This window comes from Posidoniimonas polymericola (genome assembly GCF_007859935.1).
Taxonomy (GTDB): Bacteria; Planctomycetota; Planctomycetia; order Pirellulales; family Lacipirellulaceae; genus Posidoniimonas; species Posidoniimonas polymericola.
In genome coordinates this window covers 211,434-227,849 of the sequence record NZ_SJPO01000005.1, presented here as the reverse complement: position 1 = coordinate 227,849, position 16,416 = coordinate 211,434, and the positions used below count along the sequence as shown (strand labels likewise).

The following is a 16,416-nucleotide window of genomic DNA, read 5'->3' as shown; positions in this document are numbered from 1 at the left end:
GTCGCCGGGTATCTCGCCCATGCCGCACAGGACGACCCAGAGAGGAAATTAAACTAGATGAGACGCATTAAACGCCCGACAGCCGTACCCTGCCCGAAGCGTCACACGGCATCGGGGCGCCGAGGGTTTACCCTCGTCGAGCTGCTGGTGGTGATCGCCATTATTGGCGTGCTTATCGCGCTCCTCTTGCCGGCCGTGCAGGCGGCCCGTGAGGCGGCTCGGCGCGCCGAGTGCAAGAACAAGCTCAAGCAGTTTGGACTCGCCGCCCTGACCCACTACGACGTGCAGGGCCACTTCCCGACCGGCGGCTGGGGTTGGCGCTGGGCGGGCGACGCCGACGCCGGCTACGGCGAGAAGCAGCCCGGCGGCTGGTACTTTAACATCCTGGCCTACACCGAGAATTCCCAGGTGCACGACCTCGGCCAGGACGGCGACTATAAAGCGGTGACCGCCACGCAGAAGGCGCTCGCCAAACAACGCATCGAGACCACGATCGACCTGTTCATCTGCCCCTCGCGCCGGGGCGGAGCCGCCTACCCGTACGTCCGCAGCGACGGGATGAACTACTTCAACGCCGACAAGCCCGCCGTGCTCGGCCGCAACGACTACGCGGCCAACTCCGGCAGCCTGTTCCCCGGGACCATCTGGGCGGGGCCGCTGCAACGCAGCACGCTAATGCCGGCCGTGCCGCGTGTCTCCGACTACTCGAGCTTCCCATACTCGACGAGCAAGGGCCCACAGATCTCGCGGGGGAACGGCGTCGTGCTCGCGCTCAGCGAGGTGCGGCTGTCGCAGGTCACCGACGGCTCATCGCAAACCATGCTCGTCGGCGAGAAGCACATCCCGTTTGGCGAGTACGACACCGGCACGTACCCCGGCAACGATCAGGGCTGGGACCTCGGCTTCGACACCGACGTCAACCGCTGGACCAAGCGGCCGCCGCTTGCGGACTCCAGCGAATTCCCAGCCAGCATCACCGGCGACGACCGGCTTTCGATCTTCGGCAGTGCCCACACCGCCGGCTGCCAGTTTGTCTACTGCGACGGCTCGGTCCACACAGTGACCTACGGGGTCGACCAGGATGTCTTCTCGGCGATTGGCACCGTGGCCGGCGGGGAGGTCGTGGACGCGTCCAGCCTGTAGCGAAAAACGTCCAGGGCCGGCGGTCCTGGTTTCGCTGCTCTTGTTCTTGTCTCTTTATTGTTGGCTTGGCCTACTTCTCTGGAGATTGATTCTAATGAAGCTGACTTTCCACTACTCTACTCTCCTCGCCGCGGCACTTGTCGTCGCCGCGCCGCTATCGGTCGACGCGGGGGTCCTCGGCGCCGACGACTTCAGCGAGGGCGACGGCGCCCTGCTGAACGGCAAAACGGCCGACGTCGGTGGCGTCTGGGCTGCGCCCGACTCTGGGCAGATTCAAGGAGGTGCCTACGACACGGCACAGTTCGGCGACAGCCACCAAGGGGCCTTTGTTGATTTCTCCGGCGCACTCGCCGCAGGCGAGACCCTGACCATGACCTTCGAGACCCTCGCCACCGCTGGCGACATGTTCAGCGACGGCGTCAGCGGCAACAGCTACGCGGGCATCTCGCTGTATGTGGGCGGCGATGAGAAGTTCTTCGTCGGCGATCCCGCGGGGGGCAATGATGTACTAGGGACCGGCTGGACGCTCGACGGGTTTGCCGGCGGGAGCGGAGTTGCGATCTCCGCAATTGGCTCCGAGGCAGTCAGCGGCGTATTTACATACCATTTCGACAGCGGAAACGCGTCGCTCACGGTCGACGATGGCGTCACGTCCGACACGATCTTCCGCACCTACGACCCGGGAGTCGCGATCAACCGGCTGCGCATCCAAGCAGGCGACGGTGCGGCTGAGATCAACGTAGCATCGTTCTCAGTTTCGTCAGACGTGCCAGAGCCTGCTTCGTTGAGCTTACTTGGGTTCATTGCGGTCGGTGGAGTTGCAGCCCGGCGGTGGAAGCGGTGATTTCCGCTGGCCTGGGTCTTCAAATCCTGCCTGCCCCATCGGGGCAGGCAGGACCAATGTTGTTCGGTTGGTAGCGGAACTCGCAGTGAACGACCCTGTAGCCAAGGTCTCGCTGGCGGGGCCTCTCGATGGCTGTGCCGCTGTCCCGAAGTCAATCGGCTCGCCGCACTAGCACCGCCGGTCTCCTAGCTGCAACGCAGCGCCAACCGTCCGACACCCACCGCTATGCAATCGTCTGCGCGGGAACTCGCCGGTAATGCAAGCGCCACCTCGGCCGGCCCTTAGCTGTTGAGGCTCCCCGCGCGGCAGCGTTCGTACGATCCATCGGCCATCCGACCGAATTTGCTGAAGAGGCGGCGCGACCTTCCACCGCGACGCCATCTTAGGGTAGGCAATGGAGGCCGCCGGAACAGGTGTGCCTCCAACCGGACTCAGCAATTCGAGGCATCTCGTGCAACGTTGGCAATATCGCCGTGTGGTTGTAGATAGTCATTTTTCCTCGCAAGACACGCCACTCGCCGGTGATTGCCGTGAAGTTGCATAGAACGCCCTCGACGGATACGAATTCGAGAAGGAATCCGAAGGTCAGAGGTGCGCATTTTCTGGGGTGTACTTAGGTTTGCCGGATCTTAACCGATACTTGCTCCCCCCAAGGGCCCACGCCGGACCTGTGGTGTCAATCACATGGCACCACAGGACCCGCAGCAGTGACGTCCACGACGCAGCCTTGCCTTTGCCGACTACCTTCCAAACCGCGGTGACCATCCGGTCGAATTCCTTTTTGGTGATCCGGCGTCAATTCACGCGGGACGCCGTCGCCCACTTCGGCATCGCGAATTGGGGGACCATGGAAAGCAGACCCCTACAGTTCGCCCGACGTACTATCGCCTTCCGGCACCGAGGGCGCCGTGCAACGCTCGCTTCGCTCAGTCGGTCCGGCTCCCGCCGCTGTCCGAGAGTCGTGAGCAATCGCACCCAACAGTTCAAGAGAGAGTTTGTGTATTCGCAAGGTCACGGATAAAGACGCTCGAGAGAGTCGTAGATCTGAGGACGCTACTGCGAGCACCTATTCCAATCCAATTGAACCGGGATGCCAATTAAATTTACGGGCCCGATCAACGGTCATACGGCAATCTGGTCGCCAAGAGTCCGCTAATTGGAGCCCGAAAAACCACCCAGCAGCTTGAGTCATAGATTAGGTTTTCGGTTTGCCGATTTGGGACGCAATTATTCTGACCACGGGGTAAATGATCTGTTGAACGCCGCGGTGTATACCAGATCAAACTGGCCTCCAATTCGCCAATTTCGCCCTCTGGGGACGATACAAATCTCGTTCTTAGTGGAGTTTCCGACGTCGACGGCCGTGGAACAGGCGCCAGCATCCCTGGATAGTCTCTAGGCCCCTCCGAATGGCACGCGAAGTGCGTTCATCTGCAACGACATGGTTCTTCTATCAATGCCGGGCCTGCCCGGGCACGACGAACCTGTCGCAGCGCGATAGGAAGGCGCTTCCGGTTCCTGTTGGCAATATGGCCGGTCGCACTAAATTTAGCGTTGTTGCCGAGCGCTCTGCACCACTGCCCGTCGGAACCGAAGCCATGAGAATTGCCAAGGACGATCAAGCCATCAGGACGATTTTGCGGGTTGCGTGCGGGTTCGCATCGAGCGGCGCCAACGGAGGCGTCGACGCCGCCCGACAGTTCTGCGAGAGATGGCTCCGCGGCCGCGACGCGATTGAGGTCGATGAAGAGCGGATCCACCAGCTGGTCGCGTTCGGCGTAAGCCCACTTGAGGCCAAACGGCAGGCCGCCTGCGAAGCCGCTGCCGACGCCTGGTGCAGGCTCAACGGCGGGCCGGCTCTATTGGTGTCGCCGGTTCCGCGGCGGATTGCCGAGGCGCTCGACTCGGTCCGGGCGCCGGCAGCTAGCCTGTAGGCGGCCCGGTCCGCTAGACTCTAGGCTTTGGCTCGGAGCATCGGCATGTGCAACCGCTACCTCATCAAGGCCAAGCTGGAAAACATCGCCGCACGGTTCAACGCCCGCCTGATTGACGACTTCGAGCTCGGCGTCGAGTGCCTGCCGCGTTCGAGCGTGCCGGGGCTACTGTTCGACAAGCAGAGTAAACGTGTGCTTGCAGGGCTGCAGTTCGCCTTCTGCCCGCCCGGGTGCGAGTCGCCCGGCGATCCGAAGCGAGCGCTCAACAACGCCCGTGTCGAGTCGATTCACAAATGGCCCTGGAAAGATGCCTTCCGGACTTCGCGGTGCGTCGTGCCAATGACCGATTTCCGCGAGCCCTGCTACTGGGGAGAGACCGCCGGCTCCGAGGTCTACTTCCACCGCCCCGACCACGACCTGCTGCTCGCGGCCGGCATCTACCGCACCTGGCGCTCACCGGACGGAGAGTCGAGTGTGGTCACGATGTCGCTGCTTATGCGGCCCGCGGGCGACTACGTAATGAGCCATGGCCACCACCGCCAGCCGGTGTTTGTTGACGAGCAAGAAGTTGACCAGTGGCTCGAGCGCCGCACGCTCGAAACCCAGGCCGGCGTTGACCTGCTGCGGTCGCTCGCGATCGATCCGGAACTTGAGCACACGCACGCCCGCGACATGGCCCCGAGCTGGACGAAGCGTCAGTCGGCCCGCATGCGTGAGCGCGACGAGCAGCTGGCCGCACTCGAAACCGCGTCCGCGGTCGGGTTCTAGTCGAGCCAGGCGGCGATGGCCGAAAGCAGGCGTAAGGCGCCCGGGCCGAACTCGGCGCAAGCGGCCGAGGCCGCGCTGTGGTCGCCGTTTTCGGCTGCCGCCTCGGCCCGTTCGGCGGCGGCGGCGACGGGCTCTAGTCGGAAGAACCGCATCGCGCTCTTCAATTTGTGGGACGCCTTCTCCGCGGTGGTCAGGTCGTTACTGGCCAGGCCGCGGTCGAGCCGCTCGAGCTCGCTGTCGATTTCTGTCGCGTAGGCGGCCACCACCTCACGCAGCACTTGGGCGTCTCCACCCACGGAGTCGAGCAGGTCTTGCCAGTCGATGTAGAATGGCGCGAGGGACGAGCTGCACGCAGCAGAGTGGGCGTCCATTGCGGGTCCCCCGGATTACTGTTTCTACTATTTCTCGTCCATCGCAGCGGCGAGGGCGTCGCGGCCAGTGGCCCCGCACGCCTTGAGGAGAGAGCACTTCAGCTCCTTGGCTGTAGAGTCGAGCGACTTGAGCCGCGAGAGCAAGCCGGCGTCGGTGCGACCCTCTTCTCGTTCGGCAGTCAGCTCGGAGGTGGCGGCCAGAAGGCTGTCGACCAGGCTTAACGAGTCGGCTACCGACCTCACAATGTTCTGCAGCTCCGCGAGGCTCCCGTCGGACGTGTCGCCCGATTGACGCTCGATGGCTAGTTCGGTATCGAGGTCCGCCAGCTTGTGTTGCAGGTGGACCTCCTGGGCGTGGACCTGCCGCTCCAGTTCGACCTTGTCGATAGCGTTCTTGGTGACCGCGGCGAGGGATTCGGTAGTCAGGTACTTGCCGTCGGAGCCCTTCCTGACGTAGTCTTGCGAGCCGAGCTGCAGGGCCTGCACCGCGACCTCCTCGCTGCCGCAGCCAGACATCATGATTACCGGCACGTCATTGCCCGAGTCGCGGATCATCCGCAGCACATCAAGGCCGCTGTCGTTGCCCAGCTTGTAGTCCAGAAACACGCAGTCGAACTGGTTGTTCTCGAGGGTGTCCATCGCGGATTCCCCGTCACGACAGTGGGCCAACTGGACGCGATCCTGCCAGATGTGGGTGAGCAACGCCCGGAGCAGCACACTGTCTGCGAGGCTGTCGTCGATCACCAGGAATTTGCGAGATTTGTTCATGATGGGGATTCTGACGCCGCTGGAGAGTACGGCTAAAAGGGAGACCTTGCTGTCTGCAAAGATAGGTCGCACCAAGCCGCTTGCAACAATAGGCGGCCCGTACATTCTGTTGTGACGGCGGACGCATTCCGCGTGCAGGTTGGGGCGGTCTTGTGGCATTGCACGGACACCAGCTGCGGGTTACTGACAAAGGTGGCGGCGGTTTGCCGGGGCGCGGCGGGGTTAGAGGAATGCCGCCGCGGCGGGGCTGGTGACCCGCTCGAGGACGCTCAGCAAGGCCTCGCGGCGGACCGGCTTGGTGACGTAGTCGTCCATGCCCGCGTCGAGGCACATGGCGCGGTCGCCTTTGAGGGCATGGGCCGTCATCGCGACAATGGGTATCCGAGAGGCCCCGGTTGCTGCTTCTCGTTCGCGGATCACGGAGGTTGCGGTCAGGCCGTCCATCTCCGGCATCTGGATGTCCATCAGCGCGACGTCGAAGCCGGCGGCGTTGAATTCGAGTGCGGCGACCGCCTGGGCGCCGTTCTCGGCGACGACGCACTCGTGCCCCTCGCGGGCCAGCAACGCGATCGCCAGTTTTTGATTTGGGAGGCTGTCCTCGGCCAGCAGCACGCGGAGCCGCCGCGGTTGGTTGGTTCCGCCAGTCACGCCCTCGTGCCCGACGAGGTTGGGCGAGCTGGCGTCGTCGTCGGCCTGTTCGGTAGAGGGGCAGAACGCCGCGACCAGCTGCCGTGGGAGCACCGGCTTGGAGACCCGCGTCACGTGTTGCAGGGACTCGAGCCCCATGGTCGCCGCCGAGACGCTCGGCGGCGCCAGCATGGCGACGACCGCCCGGTGTGCGGACAAGCCCTCCAAGAGCCTGAGCGAGTCCGGCGGCGATGCCTGCAGCACGTGCGAGTCGAACGCGGCCCCGCTGAAGTATCGTCCGCTGCTAGCCTGTTGGTTGATCAGTTCTTCGGCGGACGCCAAGTCCGAGGCCTCGCGCACCTCGGCCCCATGACGCGAGAGTTCTTCCACCACCAGCTCGCGCAGGATGGGATGGCCGCACACCACCAGCAGGCGTTGGTCGGCGAGCGGAACGCCTGCCTGCGGTGCGTGTTCGAGTTCGCCGAGTCGGGCGGTGAAGTGGAACGAGCTGCCAACTCCGACTTGGCTCTCAACCCACATCCGGCCGTGCATCTGCTCGACCAGCCGTTTGCTGATCGGCAGGCCAAGGCCCGTCCCGCCGAACTGGCGGGCCGAGCTGGTGTCGGCCTGTTCGAAGGCCTCAAAGATCATCGAGAGCTTCTCTCTGGCGATGCCAACTCCCGAGTCAAGGAGATGAAAATGCAGGTCAATCTGCCCCTCTGGGGCGTCCGCCGCGTCTGCCGGCGCCACCTCGAGCAGCACCTGGCCCTGGCGGGTAAATTTGAGGCTGTTGCCGATCAGGTTGACCAGCACCTGCCGGAGTCGGGCCGAGTCGCCGCTTAGTCGCTCCGGGGTGCGGGGGTCGACCCGCAGCAGCACCTCTAGGTCCGACTGTTCGGCGCTGAGCGCGAGCGACTTGAGCGTGGCGCCGAGCACTTCGTACAGATCGAACGGCTCGGCTGACAAGCGGAGCTTGCCGGCCTCGATCTTGGAGAAGTCGAGGATGTCGTCGATAATCGCCAGCAGCGACTCGGCGGAGCAGGCCACCGTTTGCAAGTAGTCACGCTGCACCGCCCCAAGCTCGCCGTCGAGCACGACGCCGGTGAGGCCGATGATGGAGTTCATCGGGGTGCGGATCTCGTGGCTCATGTTGGCCAGGAACTCGCTCTTGGCCATGCTGGCGGCCTGCGAACGCCGCCGCGCGGCGCGCAGCTCCTCGAGCTGCTTGAAGGAGTGCGTCTGGTCCTCGATCACGGCCAACGCGAGCGTACGGTTGTCCGGCAGCGGGCGGATGCTGGTCCGCTGCGGCATCAGGGCGTCGCCCGCACGACGCACCGGCAGGAAGCTGCGGTGCAGGGCCGACGACAGCACCACCGAGGCGCCCTGGTCAAACACCTGGTCGAGACGCGCCCTCAGCGCCGGCTCAGCCAGGTTCGGGTAGTGCTCCTTCAGCGATAAGCCGATGACCTTCTCCCGGCTCAGTCCGGTCCAGTCTTCCAGCACCGCGTTCCACTCGTGCACCCGGAAGTCGCGGTCGAAGACCAGCACGCCGATCGGCAGCATGTCGACCGTGACGCCGCAGCCGGCGATGGACGACGGTGCGCTCACGCAACCGACTCCAGCAGCGCCTCGAGACGCTCGGCCATGTCATCCAGGCTGAATGCCAGCAGCAGCGAACCGCAGATGTCGCTCTCCGCGACGCTGAAGTGGGCGTCGGCGACCAGGATCGCGGGCTCCGCGCTCTCGCGGGCCGAGCTGTGCTCCAGCACCAGGTGCAGGGCGTCCATGTCGGACTCGAGCCGCGGAACCGTGTAAAGAAACTCGCCCTTGAACAGGTTGGCCATGGTCCCCAGCACGCCGTTGAGCACGATGTTGCCGACCTCCTCGAGCACGCCCGCCAGGTCGAGGTCGAGCTCGTCTTGTTCTTCTTCCATCTCGCCGAGTATCTGGGCGAGCAGCACGCCGCTGGCGCGGGGGAAGGCGAGCACCGCTCGGCCGTTCACGACCCCGTCGAAGTCCTGGATGACCGAGGTGTCGAGAGTGCTCTTGTGCGAGGAGGCGCGGGCGTTCATCTCGTTGGCCGGCACCAACTCAACCTGCGGGACGTGCAGCTCGATGTGGCGGTCGATCAGCGAGCAGAGCGAGCCAGCCGCACGGCCGACGCCAATGTTCACGACCTCGGTCAGGGCGTCGATTTGATCTTGCGAGAGTCTCACGAGTTCACCGCCTCCCTGTCGAGAGCTTCGCTGAGGGCGGCGCGGACCTGCTCGGGGGTAAAGGGCTTCTGCAGGATTTGTCGCACATTGGCCGCCCGGCAGCGCTCGTGGGACTTCTCCTGAATGTCCGCAGAAGCAACCACGACGGGAAGCTCGGGGTGCAGTTCGGCGAGCCGCTCGCTCAGTTCGAAGCCGTCCATCTCCGGCATCAGCAGGTCGGTGATTACCAGGTCGGGCAGGCCCTCACCGCAGGCGGCAAGCGCCTCCACGCCGTTGCCCGCCTGCCGGACCTCATGCCCGTCGGCGGTTAAGGGGCCGGCGATCATTCGTCGGGTAAGCCGAGAGTCGTCTACGACGAGGATGTGCGCCATTTCCAAAGCCTTGAGGTTTCACTAGTGAGGGGGATGGAAGAGGGACCGTACTGGCAAACATAGGACAGGGTCCGCCCGGGCCTCCGGCGTTTTGACGCAATCCGCGGGAGGCCCGCCGGTCGGGTCGCGCCGGTTGTGACGGCCCCGATACCGGTGACGCGTGGCTGGCCGGGCGCCCTAGATTCCGACCAAAGCCGTGACGCCGCCGCACGCCAGCAGCCCCGCTAGCACCACCACCGAGAGGGCTGCGGACTTAGACACGAGGGCCGGGTCCTGCTGGCCGCAGTTCGCGCAGTAGTGGTCCAGAGGCGTGACGTCGTGGCTACACACACGGCAGTGGGTGCACTCTTGCAAACGGCCCTGGAGCCACGCCGACAGGGCGCCACGGAAACTGGGCCGACGGCCCTTGTTCTGGTTGTCCATTTGCCCCCCTGATCGATAGAAATCCCCGGCTAATGAAACTCTAGCATATTCGCAAAACCGGCCGTTTTCGGTCCTCTCGTGCGAGGCTCGCTCGCGCTAAAGATCGCATCGGGGACGGCCGCTTGGTATCTTGTAGCAAGCGGACCGTCCGGCTCCTGTTCCTTTTCCTCGCGACGCTCGGCATGCTCGACCAGTGGTATTTTGAGATCGGCGACGGCCAGGTCTACGGCCCGTTCTCACTCGACAAGCTCCGCAAGTGGGCCGAGTCTGGCGACCTGATGCCGACGCACCGGGTCCGCCATGCGGAGTCCGACGAGTGGGTCATCGCCGCCTACGTGAAGGGGCTCGAGCTCACCACCGCCGCCCCCGAAGTCAAGCCGGCCGAACCGGCCGACGGCGTCAAGCGGAGCCGCGGCCCGCTCAGCCTGTCCCGCAAGGCGAAGACCAAGGCGGCGCCGCCAGTCGAGCACAAGGAGCCGCCGGCGGCGTCCCTGCCTACCAACGCCACCGATGCGTGCCGCGAGATCCTCAACGCCGCGATCGAGCGCCGCGCGTCCGACATCCATATCGACCCGGAAGAGAGCATCGTTCTAGTGCAGCTCCGAGTCGACGGCGTCCTGGAGGTGTTCCGCAAGTATCCCAAGGACCTGCACCCAGCGGTGCTCGGGCGCTTCAAGGTGCTTTCGAACATGGACATCGCCGAAAAGCGGATGGCGCAGGACGGCCGCTTCACCTTCGAGTACGGCGACAAGGGCCAGCAGGTCGACATCCGCGCCGCTTGCCTGCCGACCACGCAAGGCGAGCGGCTCACGCTGCGGCTGCTGGCGACCGAGGCGGGACGGCTGACGCTCAACCGGCTGGGGATGTCCGAGCAGGGCCGCGCCGTGTTCGCGTCGGAGCTCACGCAGCGGCAGGGAATGATCCTGCTTACCGGCCCGACCGGCGCCGGCAAGAGCACCACGCTGTACGCCGCGCTCAAGCACCGGCTGGCCAACCGCCCCGGCCGGATCATCACGGTCGAGGACCCGGTCGAGTACGACATGGTGGGCGTCTCGCAGGTCGAGGTCGACACGGCCGACAAGGTCGCCTTCGGAACCGTCCTGAGGAACATCCTCCGCAGTGACCCCGACGTGATCATGATTGGCGAGATGCGCGACTACGAGTCGGCGTCAACCGGCGTCAAGGCGGCGCTCACCGGCCACCTGGTGCTGAGCTCGCTGCACACCAACTCGGCGGCGGGCGCCGCGACCCGGCTGATCGACCTGGGCGTCGAGCCGTTCCTGGTGGCCGCCACGGTGCGGCTGTCGGTCGCCCAACGGCTGGTCCGCCGCCTGTGCATGCGGTGCCGCAAACCCCGCGAGCTTACCGCACTCGAGTCCGAGTCGCTGGGGCGGTCGGGCGTCAAGGGCGTCACGGTGTATGACCCTGGTGGCTGCCAAGAGTGCGGCGGGCGGGGCTACCACGGCCGGGTCGGCGTGTTCGAGCTGATGGTCGTCGACGACAGAATCAAGAAACTGATCAACGACCACGCCAGCGAGTCAGACATCCGCGACGCCACCCCTGAGTCCGGTGGCTCCCTGCTCATCGACGACGCGGTCGAGAAGCTGCTGAAGGGACTCACAAGTTACGAAGAAGTGATGACGCTTGGCCCCTTCTAGCGTCGCCGCGACCCAATCAAACGCTGCCCGCATGCTCACCTCAGGCATCCTGAATCCCCAGATCAACTCGCTGCTGAGCCGCGTTCGGCACACCAACACGCTGGTGATCGCCGACCGGGGCTTCCCGTACTGGCCGCAGATCGAGACGATCGACATCTCGCTGGTTGACGACATCCCCACCGTCCTCGAAGTGCTCCGGGCCGTGCGGGCGGGGTGCGTGTTTGGACGGGTGGCGATGGCCCAGGAGTTCTTTGACCACAACGACCAGCCAACGCGTTCTGCGTTCGATGCCGCCCTCGAGGGCCTCCCGCTGACCCGTCAGCCGCACGAGGCATTCAAGCGACGCGTGCCGAACGCCATCGGCCTGATCCGCACCGGCGACACGACTCAGTACGCCAATATGGTGCTCGAATCGGCTTGAGATCTGCGCTGGGTCACCTTTACGTTGCCGCCTCGGGGGCGCCGCCGGACGCGGTCTGCGCGATGTGGATCACGGCGTCGCCCTGATGGACAAGCGGGTTGGTGGTGAAGCCAATGACGATCCCGGCGATCGGCGAGGTCACGACCCGCTCCTCCGCGCCAAACACGTCGGCTATCACGCCGAGCGGCTCTTTGCGTGACACCCGCTGCCCCAACTGCACCGACAGCCGCAGGATGCCGCCCCGCTTGGCGCGGGCCCAGACGCTGCTTTGGACTTGCACCCCGCCGAACGGCTTGAGCGGCGTCTTGCGGGAACGCATACCGAGCTTCGACATCACCCGCAACACCCCGTTGACCCCCTTGGTGATGGCGTCCTCGTCGAACCGCATCGGCTCGCCGGCCTCGTAGAGCAGAACCGGGATGCCGCGTCTGGTCGCCGCGTGCCGCAGGCTGCCGTCGCGGGTTTGCGAGTGCATCACTACGGGGGCTCCGAACGCCTCGGCGCAGGCGCGGGTCTGCTCGTCTTCGAGGTTGGCCCGGATCTGGGGCAGGTTGGTGCGGTAGTGCGACCCGGTGTGCAGGTCGATGCCGAATTGGCAGTGGGTCACGACCTCGCTCATAAACTTCTGGGCGAGCCGGCTGGCCAGCGATCCAGTGGCCGCCCCGGGGAACGACCGGTTGAGGTCGCGGCGGTCCGGCAGGTAGCGGGATTGCCCGATAAAACCGAACACGTTGACCAGCGGGGCGGCGATCAGCGCTCCGGCGAGCTGCTTCGGCTTGACCCGCTCCAGCACCCGCCGGACGATTTCGATGCCGTTCAGCTCGTCGCCGTGCACCGCGGCGCTGATCCACATTACGGGCCCGGGCTTCGAGCCATTCACCACCTGCAGCGGCACGGAGAGGGTCGTGCCGGTCGGCATCCGCGAGACCTGCAGCTCTGCCCGCTGGCTCACGCCCGGGGGGGTCACGACGCCAACCACGTTCAGGGGTTCGTTCCGGTGGGCCATGGAAGCACGAATGTCCTGATTTGAGGCTGCCTTGAGGCAGAATTGTCGCGGGGCCGGCGCTAGCACAGACGCCGGTTCCTCATTAACCTAAATACTCTTGATTCTTTTCGACAGGACCCGGAGGGCGGCATGACGGCTCGTTATGCAATCGGAGTAGACTACGGCACTAACAGCGTCCGGGCCCTGGTGGTTGACGCCTCCGATGGTCGTGAGGTCGCGGCCCACGTTTACGAATACCCTAGCGGCGACGCCGGTATCTTACTGGATCCGAAGGACCCGAACCTGGCCCGCCAGAGCCCGGCCGACTACCTGGAGGGGTTCCGCGTTTCGGTCCGCGAGGCGGTCAAGGCCGCCGCGGCAGAGGACAGCGGCTTCTCGCCCGAGGCGGTCGTGGGTCTCGGCGTCGACACGACCGGCTCCACGCCGATCCCGGTCGACGCCAACGGCACGGCGCTGTCGCTGCTGGAGGAGCACAAGGAGAATCTCGCCTCGTACGCGTGGTTGTGGAAGGACCACACCTCGCACGCCGAGGCCGAAGAGATCACCCGCGTCGCCCAGGAGCGGGGCGAGCCCTACCTGGCGAAGTGCGGCGGCGTCTACTCGTCGGAGTGGTACTGGTCAAAGATCTTGCACTGCCTGCGGACCGAGCCCAAGGTGGCCGCGGCCGCGGCGAGCTGGGTCGAGCTGGCCGACTACATCCCGGCCTACGCCACCGGCAACACCGACCCGGCCACGCTCACTCGCTGCATCTGCGCGGCCGGCCACAAGGCGATGTACAACACCGATTGGGGCGGCCTGCCGTCGGCCGATTTCCTCGATGCGCTCGAGCCCGGGCTGTCGAGGTACCGCTACGAAACCGCGGCCGTGCCGTCCGACCAGGCCGCCGGTCAACTCTGCCTTGAAGTCGCCAAGGAGATCGGCCTGCCGGCTGGCATCCCGGTCGCCGCCGGAGCGTTCGACGCCCATATGGGCGCGGTTGGCGCCGGCTGCGGTGACGGCGTGTTGGTCAAGATCATGGGCACCAGCACCTGCGACTGCGTCCCCGCGCCGCTCGACGCCAACCTGCCGGACATCCCGGGCCTGTGCGGCGTGGTCCCCGAGTCGATCCTGCCGGGCAAGTACGGGCTCGAGGCGGGCCAGTCGGCCGTAGGCGATATCTTCAACTGGTTCGTGCGTCGACTCTCGCCCGCCGAGTACGGCAACGACGGCGCCGCCCACGTCAAGCTGACCGAGGACGCCGCCCAGCTGAAGCCGGGCGAGTCGGGCCTCGTCGCGCTCGACTGGAACAACGGCAACCGGACGGTGCTAGTCGACCCACGGCTGACCGGACTGCTGATCGGTCAGACGCTGCACACTACCGCTCCGGAGGTCTACCGGGCGCTGGTCGAGGCCACTGCGTTCGGCGCTCTGACCATCATCCGCCGCTTCGAGGAGTACGGGGTGGAGGTCAAGGAAGTGATCAACTGCGGCGGGATCGCCGAGAAGAACGCCTTCGTGATGCAGGTCTACGCGGACGTCTGCAACCGGCCGATGAAGGTCAGCCGCTCGGCCCAGACCTGCGCCCTAGGGGCCGCGATTTTCGGCGCCGTTGTGGGCGGCGCCTACCAAGACGTCCCGTCGGCCCAGGCCGCCATGACCGGAGTCAAAGAGACTGTCTACGAGCCGATTGCCGAAAACGTAGCGGTTTATGAGCGGCTCTACGTCGTTTACAAGCTGCTGCACGACGCCTTTGGAGGGCAGATCGGGGCCGCCGATCTGGGGGGCGTCATGAAGGACCTGATCGCTATCCGACAATCGGCCAGGAAGGGCTGATGGCGGGAGCCGCCCGCCGCCTGAGTGGGTACAATGGATTCCCTGTGGCCGCCCGTGGCGGGGGCCACAGCCAGCCGGCAGTCGCCGGCCCGTGCTTTTCGCGTCCAGCCAACAGGTCCTCCTGGCAGAACGACCACCGACGGACGTATCTTTCTTCGACGGAGAACCACGAATGTTGAAACCACTGTTATTTTGCCTGCTCGTCGTTATCGCCATGCCCGCACCCGCTGCTTCTGTTGACAAATCGTCGTTCGGCAAGACCAGCTCGGGCGAGGCGGTCGACCTCTACACCGTCAAGAACGACGCCGGCATGGTGATCGAACTGATGACCCGCGGCGCCACGCTGGTGAGTATTCAGGTCCCCGACCGGGACGGCAAGGTGGCCGACGTGGCGCTCGGCTTCGACTCGGTCGCCGAGTACGAATCCGACAAGAACCAGTACTTCGGCACGATCGTCGGCCGCTACGGCAACCGCATCACCGCCGGCAAATTCTCGCTCGACGGCAAGGACTACCAGCTGGCCGCCAACAACGAGGGCAACCACCTGCACGGCGGCGTCGCAGAAAGCCTCGACAAGGTGGTCTGGAACGCAGAGTCCTTCACCGGGCCCGACGGCTCCGGCGTCACGTTTACCCACACCAGCCCGGACGGCTCGGAGGGCTACCCCGGCGAGCTGACGGTCAAGGTTGTCTACACGCTGACCGCCGACAACGAGATCCGCATCGAGTACGAGGCGACTACCGATAAGCCGACCGTCATCAACCTGACGAACCACGCCTACTTCAACTTGGCGGGCGCCGGGTCCGACACCATCAACGACCACGTCCTGATGCTGAACGCCGACAAGTACACGCCCGGCAGCGCCGACTCGATCATGACCACCGGCGAGATCAAGTCGGTCGAGGGCACGGGCCTCGACTTCCGCAAGCCGACCCGCATTGGCGACCGCGTCGACGAGTACAACGACTCGCCCGAGATCGGCTACGACCACAACCTAGTGCTCAACCGTGACGGCGTCGCCGCGGGCGAACTGGTTACCGCGGCCGTGCTGACCGACCCCGAGTCAGGCCGGCAGCTGACGGTGAAAACCACCGAGCCGGGCGTGCAGTTCTACGGCGGCAACTTCCTGTTCGGTCAGGAGGGCAAGGACGGCAAAACCTACGCTCACCGCAGCGCCTGTTGCCTGGAGACCCAGCACTTCCCGGACTCGCCCAATAAGCAAGGCAAGGAAGGCTGGCCCAGCGTGGTGCTCCGCCCTGGTGAGACCTACACTCAAACCTGCATCTACTCGTTCGGCGTGGACAAGTAGGGCAGGGCGGGTAGTTTGATTGAGCAACAGGGGCGGGCCGCCGTGGTTCGCCCCTTTTTTTTCGCCAATGTAGTGCCAGGGAAAAGGAACGGCTTCAGAAATCGGGTCGCTGCGGGGGTGGCGTTGATTGTCCCGGGCCGCTCTCAGTCTGGGAGCAGTTGTTCCAGCAGAGGCCAAGTGACCTGGTCGTTTAGCGACCATTCGCAGAGATCCGCGAACGGGATTTTGCCAAAAGGATCGAGAAAACGGGGGCTGAGTCAGTCGGCTGAAAAATTCCTGAGGGTTGTGGCACGCGATTCGCTTTGTGCGGATCCAACTAACACACACTCGGTTTCTTCAGAGGACGGATCGATGACAATGCTGCAAGTAATGAAGGAAACAGAAACGATCGCCCAGCGGTGCGCTGCGATTCGCAAGGAGTGGTCGCCCGTCGAACGTCAGCGCCGTGTGGTGCTAGCCAAAGCGGCCCAGGACGCCCTGTTCCGCAACGCGGCGCCGCGGCGTCAGCTGCTGAGCGCCTAACCGATTTGAGAGGTCAGGGCGGGAGTAGGGTAAGTGTTTGTCGAGTAAGCTTTTTACGTCCACCACCGCCTCCCCCCGCGGCGTTCCAGGCGTCGTCGAAACGGGCGGAGATGCGGGTCCTCACTACCTAGGGACACGTGTCATGTCTGTCGGTCTTCCTGAGGCTCCCAAGAGCCCAACATCTGCTGCGTCCTCCGATCACGCAACCTCTGGATCGCGGGCC

General features: G+C 65.0%; 16 protein-coding genes. 9 read left to right on the top strand and 7 right to left on the bottom strand.

Going from position 1 to position 16,416, the window contains the following annotated elements; genetic code table 11:
* Window positions 1–57 precede the first annotated feature (57 nt).
* The 4 genes from Pla123a_RS11935 to Pla123a_RS11920 all read left to right on the top strand — a co-directional run bounded on the left by Pla123a_RS11935 (window position 58) and on the right by Pla123a_RS11920 (window position 4,689).
* Window positions 58–1,143: a DUF1559 family PulG-like putative transporter gene (locus tag Pla123a_RS11935; RefSeq protein WP_146587201.1), complete on the top strand. Its 1,086-nt coding sequence runs from the start codon at window positions 58–60 to the stop codon at window positions 1,141–1,143.
* 94 nt (window positions 1,144–1,237) lie between these two features.
* The gene (locus tag Pla123a_RS11930; protein WP_197527895.1) at window positions 1,238–1,987 is read left to right on the top strand and encodes a PEP-CTERM sorting domain-containing protein; all 750 of its coding nucleotides are present in this window, start codon (window positions 1,238–1,240) and stop codon (window positions 1,985–1,987) included.
* A 1,598-nt stretch (window positions 1,988–3,585) separates the two neighbouring features.
* The gene (locus Pla123a_RS11925; protein ID WP_146587197.1) at window positions 3,586–3,921 is read left to right on the top strand and encodes a hypothetical protein; all 336 of its coding nucleotides are present in this window, start codon (window positions 3,586–3,588) and stop codon (window positions 3,919–3,921) included.
* A 45-nt stretch (window positions 3,922–3,966) separates the two neighbouring features.
* Window positions 3,967–4,689 (top strand): SOS response-associated peptidase, encoded by a 723-nt coding sequence (locus tag Pla123a_RS11920; RefSeq protein ID WP_146587195.1) that lies wholly within the window; start codon window positions 3,967–3,969, stop codon window positions 4,687–4,689.
* Here the strand turns inward: Pla123a_RS11920 and Pla123a_RS11915 are convergent.
* The 6 genes from Pla123a_RS11915 to Pla123a_RS11890 all read right to left on the bottom strand — a co-directional run bounded on the left by Pla123a_RS11915 (window position 4,686) and on the right by Pla123a_RS11890 (window position 9,465).
* Window positions 4,686–5,060 carry an Hpt domain-containing protein gene (locus Pla123a_RS11915; RefSeq protein ID WP_146587194.1) on the bottom strand — a complete coding sequence of 125 codons (375 nt, stop codon included), beginning with the start codon at window positions 5,058–5,060 and terminating at the stop codon, window positions 4,686–4,688. The two genes, Pla123a_RS11920 and Pla123a_RS11915, sit on opposite strands and share 4 nt — an antisense overlap.
* A 27-nt stretch (window positions 5,061–5,087) precedes the next feature.
* Entirely contained in the window at window positions 5,088–5,828 is a 741-nt protein-coding gene (locus Pla123a_RS11910; RefSeq protein WP_197527894.1) for a response regulator, read from the bottom strand.
* 222 nt (window positions 5,829–6,050) lie between these two features.
* The gene (locus Pla123a_RS11905; protein ID WP_146587190.1) at window positions 6,051–8,063 is read right to left on the bottom strand and encodes a response regulator; all 2,013 of its coding nucleotides are present in this window, start codon (window positions 8,061–8,063) and stop codon (window positions 6,051–6,053) included.
* Window positions 8,060–8,671, bottom strand: coding sequence for a chemotaxis protein CheC (locus tag Pla123a_RS11900; RefSeq protein ID WP_146587188.1), 612 nt, complete (start codon window positions 8,669–8,671; stop codon window positions 8,060–8,062). Before Pla123a_RS11900 ends, Pla123a_RS11905 begins: the two co-directional genes overlap by 4 nt.
* A complete protein-coding gene (locus Pla123a_RS11895) occupies window positions 8,668–9,042 on the bottom strand; it encodes a response regulator (protein ID WP_146587186.1) in 375 nt (124 codons plus the stop codon). The genes Pla123a_RS11900 and Pla123a_RS11895 overlap by 4 nt, the downstream gene beginning before the upstream one ends.
* Window positions 9,043–9,219: 177 nt before the next feature.
* The gene (locus Pla123a_RS11890) at window positions 9,220–9,465 is read right to left on the bottom strand and encodes a hypothetical protein (protein ID WP_146587184.1); all 246 of its coding nucleotides are present in this window, start codon (window positions 9,463–9,465) and stop codon (window positions 9,220–9,222) included.
* A 122-nt stretch (window positions 9,466–9,587) separates the two neighbouring features.
* Here Pla123a_RS11890 and Pla123a_RS11885 point away from each other — a divergent pair, with 122 nt between their 5' ends.
* Window positions 9,588–11,123, top strand: a complete 1,536-nt coding sequence (locus tag Pla123a_RS11885) for an ATPase, T2SS/T4P/T4SS family (RefSeq protein WP_146587182.1) — start codon at window positions 9,588–9,590, stop codon at window positions 11,121–11,123.
* Window positions 11,124–11,154: 31 nt separating this feature from the next.
* Complete coding sequence (locus Pla123a_RS11880) at window positions 11,155–11,544, top strand: RbsD/FucU domain-containing protein (RefSeq protein ID WP_146587180.1); 390 nt, start codon at window positions 11,155–11,157, stop codon at window positions 11,542–11,544.
* A gap of 19 nt (window positions 11,545–11,563) precedes the next feature.
* Here the strand turns inward: Pla123a_RS11880 and Pla123a_RS11875 are convergent, their stop codons facing one another.
* Window positions 11,564–12,550, bottom strand: a complete 987-nt coding sequence (locus Pla123a_RS11875; protein ID WP_146587178.1) for a succinylglutamate desuccinylase/aspartoacylase family protein — start codon at window positions 12,548–12,550, stop codon at window positions 11,564–11,566.
* Window positions 12,551–12,679: 129 nt separating this feature from the next.
* Between Pla123a_RS11875 and Pla123a_RS11870 the strand changes: the two genes are divergently transcribed.
* The 3 genes from Pla123a_RS11870 to Pla123a_RS24620 all read left to right on the top strand — a co-directional run bounded on the left by Pla123a_RS11870 (window position 12,680) and on the right by Pla123a_RS24620 (window position 16,193).
* Window positions 12,680–14,362: a ribulokinase gene (locus tag Pla123a_RS11870; RefSeq protein WP_146587176.1), complete on the top strand. Its 1,683-nt coding sequence runs from the start codon at window positions 12,680–12,682 to the stop codon at window positions 14,360–14,362.
* Window positions 14,363–14,534: 172 nt separating this feature from the next.
* Window positions 14,535–15,671 carry an aldose epimerase family protein gene (locus tag Pla123a_RS11865; RefSeq protein WP_231956408.1) on the top strand — a complete coding sequence of 379 codons (1,137 nt, stop codon included), beginning with the start codon at window positions 14,535–14,537 and terminating at the stop codon, window positions 15,669–15,671.
* A 351-nt stretch (window positions 15,672–16,022) separates the two neighbouring features.
* On the top strand, window positions 16,023–16,193 hold the full coding sequence (locus Pla123a_RS24620) for a hypothetical protein (RefSeq protein ID WP_197527893.1): 171 nt from the start codon (window positions 16,023–16,025) through the stop codon (window positions 16,191–16,193).
* The last annotated feature ends 223 nt before the right edge of the window (window positions 16,194–16,416 follow it).

Coding starts and splice junctions, on each gene's coding strand:
- Pla123a_RS11935 (WP_146587201.1), top strand. CDS start 58: ATGAGACGCATTAAACGCCCGACAGCCGTACCCTGCCCGAAGCGTCAC.
- Pla123a_RS11930 (WP_197527895.1), top strand. CDS start 1,238: ATGAAGCTGACTTTCCACTACTCTACTCTCCTCGCCGCGGCACTTGTC.
- Pla123a_RS11925 (WP_146587197.1), top strand. CDS start 3,586: ATGAGAATTGCCAAGGACGATCAAGCCATCAGGACGATTTTGCGGGTT.
- Pla123a_RS11920 (WP_146587195.1), top strand. CDS start 3,967: ATGTGCAACCGCTACCTCATCAAGGCCAAGCTGGAAAACATCGCCGCA.
- Pla123a_RS11915 (WP_146587194.1), bottom strand. CDS start 5,060: ATGGACGCCCACTCTGCTGCGTGCAGCTCGTCCCTCGCGCCATTCTAC.
- Pla123a_RS11910 (WP_197527894.1), bottom strand. CDS start 5,828: ATGAACAAATCTCGCAAATTCCTGGTGATCGACGACAGCCTCGCAGAC.
- Pla123a_RS11895 (WP_146587186.1), bottom strand. CDS start 9,042: ATGGCGCACATCCTCGTCGTAGACGACTCTCGGCTTACCCGACGAATG.
- Pla123a_RS11890 (WP_146587184.1), bottom strand. CDS start 9,465: ATGGACAACCAGAACAAGGGCCGTCGGCCCAGTTTCCGTGGCGCCCTG.
- Pla123a_RS11880 (WP_146587180.1), top strand. CDS start 11,155: ATGCTCACCTCAGGCATCCTGAATCCCCAGATCAACTCGCTGCTGAGC.
- Pla123a_RS11875 (WP_146587178.1), bottom strand. CDS start 12,550: ATGGCCCACCGGAACGAACCCCTGAACGTGGTTGGCGTCGTGACCCCC.
- Pla123a_RS11870 (WP_146587176.1), top strand. CDS start 12,680: ATGACGGCTCGTTATGCAATCGGAGTAGACTACGGCACTAACAGCGTC.
- Pla123a_RS11865 (WP_231956408.1), top strand. CDS start 14,535: ATGTTGAAACCACTGTTATTTTGCCTGCTCGTCGTTATCGCCATGCCC.
- Pla123a_RS24620 (WP_197527893.1), top strand. CDS start 16,023: ATGACAATGCTGCAAGTAATGAAGGAAACAGAAACGATCGCCCAGCGG.